Here is a 2435-nt window from a genome sequence, read left to right on the forward strand (position 1 = left end):
CGTCGTGCACTTCGCCGCGGAGAGCCACAACGACAACTCGCTGTCCAACCCCTGGCCGTTCGTGCAGACGAACGTCATCGGCACCTACACGCTGCTCGAGGCCGTGCGCCGCCACGCGGTGCGCTACCACCACATCTCCACGGACGAGGTCTACGGCGACCTCGAGCTGGACGACCCGGCGAAGTTCACTCCCAGCACCCCCTACAACCCGTCGAGCCCGTACTCCTCGACCAAGGCCGCCAGCGACATGCTGGCGCGGGCGTGGGTGCGGTCCTTCGGGGTGCAGGCGACGATCTCGAACTGCTCGAACAACTACGGGCCGTACCAGCACGTGGAGAAGTTCATCCCGCGCCAGATCACCAACGTGGTCGACGGCGTGCGGCCCAAGCTCTACGGCACCGGCGAGAACGTGCGCGACTGGATCCACGTGGACGACCACAACGCTGCCGTCCTGGCGATCCTCGAGCGCGGCAGGATCGGCGAGACGTACCTCATCGGCGCCGACGGCGAGCAGAACAACAAGGACGTCATCGAGCTGATCCTCGAGCTGATGGGCCAGGACCCGAAGGCCTACGACCACGTCAGCGACCGCCCCGGCCACGACCTGCGCTACGCGATCGACTCGAGCAAGCTGCGCGAGGAGCTCGGCTGGACCCCGCAGTACGAGAGCTTCCGCGACGGTCTCGCCGCCACGGTCGCCTGGTACCAGGAGAACGAGGCGTGGTGGCGCCCGCAGAAGGACGCCACCGAGGCGAAGTACGCGGCGCTGGGGCGCTGAGCCCCCGACCGGGGCGTCGCACGTCCACGACTCCCCGGTCGTCCCATCTCCACAGTTCCTCCACCCGATCGGCCCCAGGGCTCCGCCGTCGGGATGTGCTCGCCTCGTAAGATCGTCCGCTGTGACCCCTCGCCATGCCGTCCGGCCGCGCCATTCCCTCCGCCACGCCCGCAGCATGCGCAACCACCACGTGCTCCGCGGGGTCGCCCTGGTCACCACGGCCGTGCTGGCGACCACCGTCGGCGGTGCCGCGGCCGCCTACAACCGGCTCCAGGGGAACGTGACCGTCGCCGATGTGAGCGCCCTGGTCGGGGAGGCCCCCGAGCAGCCGGCCCCCGACCCCGACGACCCGCTCGCCGGCCAGGAGGTCAACATCCTCTTGCTCGGCTCGGACGAGCGCGACGGCGAGAACGGCGAGATCGGCGGCGACGTCGAGGGCATGCGCTCGGACACCACGATCGTCGTGCACATCTCGGCGGACCGCACGCGAGCAGAGCTCGTCTCGATCCCCCGTGACTCCATCGTCGACATCCCCTCCTGCACGATGACGGACGGCTCGACCTCCTGGGCGCAGAGCGACGCCATGTTCAACACGGCCTTCGCGATCGGCTGGGACCAGGGTGGCGACCTCACCTCGGCCGCCGCGTGCACCATCAAGACGGTGCAGGCGAACACGGGCCTGACGATCGACCACTTCGCCGTGGTGGACTTCGTCGGGTTCATCAGCATGGTCGACGCTCTCGACGGGGTCCCCATCTGCATCTCCGAGCCGCTCTACTCGGCCGATGCCGGTCTCGACCTCGACGCCGGCTACCAGACCCTCGACGGGACGACGGCCCTCGCCTTCGCCCGGGCTCGCAAGGGCACCAACCTCAACGGCTCCGACCTGCAGCGGACCGGACGCCAGCAGGAGCTCATCGCGGCGATGGTCCGCCAGATCCAGTCGCAGAACATCCTCACCGACGTGCCGAACCTGATGAGCTTCCTCAGCGCCGCGACGGCCTCGCTGACCGTCGACCCTGCGTTGAGCTCGCTGACGGACATGGCGGGGCTCGCCCTGAGCCTGCGCTCGCTCGACCGGAGCGCCATCACCTTCATGACGATCCCGGTGACCGCCTGGCCGGAGGACCCGAACCGCGTCGTCTGGACCTCCGAGGCCGCGACCGTGTGGGCCAACATGGTCGCCGACCAGCCGATCGTCGCCACGGCGGAACCGGCGGCCGACGCGTCCGCGGACCCGACCCCCTCCGCGACCACCAGCGCCTCACCCTCCGCCGACCCGAGCGCCTCGAGCAGCGCGACGCCCTCGACCGACCCGACCCCGTCCACGACGACGACCGCCGAGCCAGGCGTCGACCCGTTCACCGCCGACGACATCACGGCCGTCTGCGGCTGACGCTCGCGCGTCGCCACCGCTCCCCTTCGCCTTCCCCGTACCCTCAAGCGTGCCCTCCGACCGCGACCCGCACGACGGGAGACCGACGAGCCGCGCCCGCAACGGCGGAGCCGCGCGCCCCGTCCCCCCGGCGGGCGACGGTCGCGGCACCGCCCTCCCGCCGAGCTTCGCGCCCGGCGGACGGCCACCGGCGCGACCGGAGGACGACGGCACCGTCCCGATCGGCCGTCCGGCCCGACCCACGAGCGGCCAGCAGACGCC

2 protein-coding genes and 1 pseudogene are annotated in these 2435 nt (G+C 71.1%); all 3 read left to right on the plus strand.

Annotated elements, in window-relative coordinates:
• Window positions 1-778: dTDP-glucose 4,6-dehydratase (gene rfbB, locus ABWK99_RS15655; RefSeq protein WP_372595615.1), on the plus strand; the 778-nt coding region annotated here is incomplete at its 5' end.
• A 175-nt stretch (window positions 779-953) separates the two neighbouring features.
• Window positions 954-2174, plus strand: coding sequence for an LCP family protein (locus ABWK99_RS15660; protein WP_372595616.1), 1221 nt, complete (start codon window positions 954-956; stop codon window positions 2172-2174).
• 49 nt (window positions 2175-2223) lie between these two features.
• Window positions 2224-2435: pseudogene (locus ABWK99_RS15665) on the plus strand (hypothetical protein); the annotation flags it as partial.

The organism is Actinotalea sp. (assembly GCF_041597215.1).
In the GTDB taxonomy this organism is placed as follows: Bacteria; Actinomycetota; Actinomycetes; order Actinomycetales; family Cellulomonadaceae; genus Actinotalea.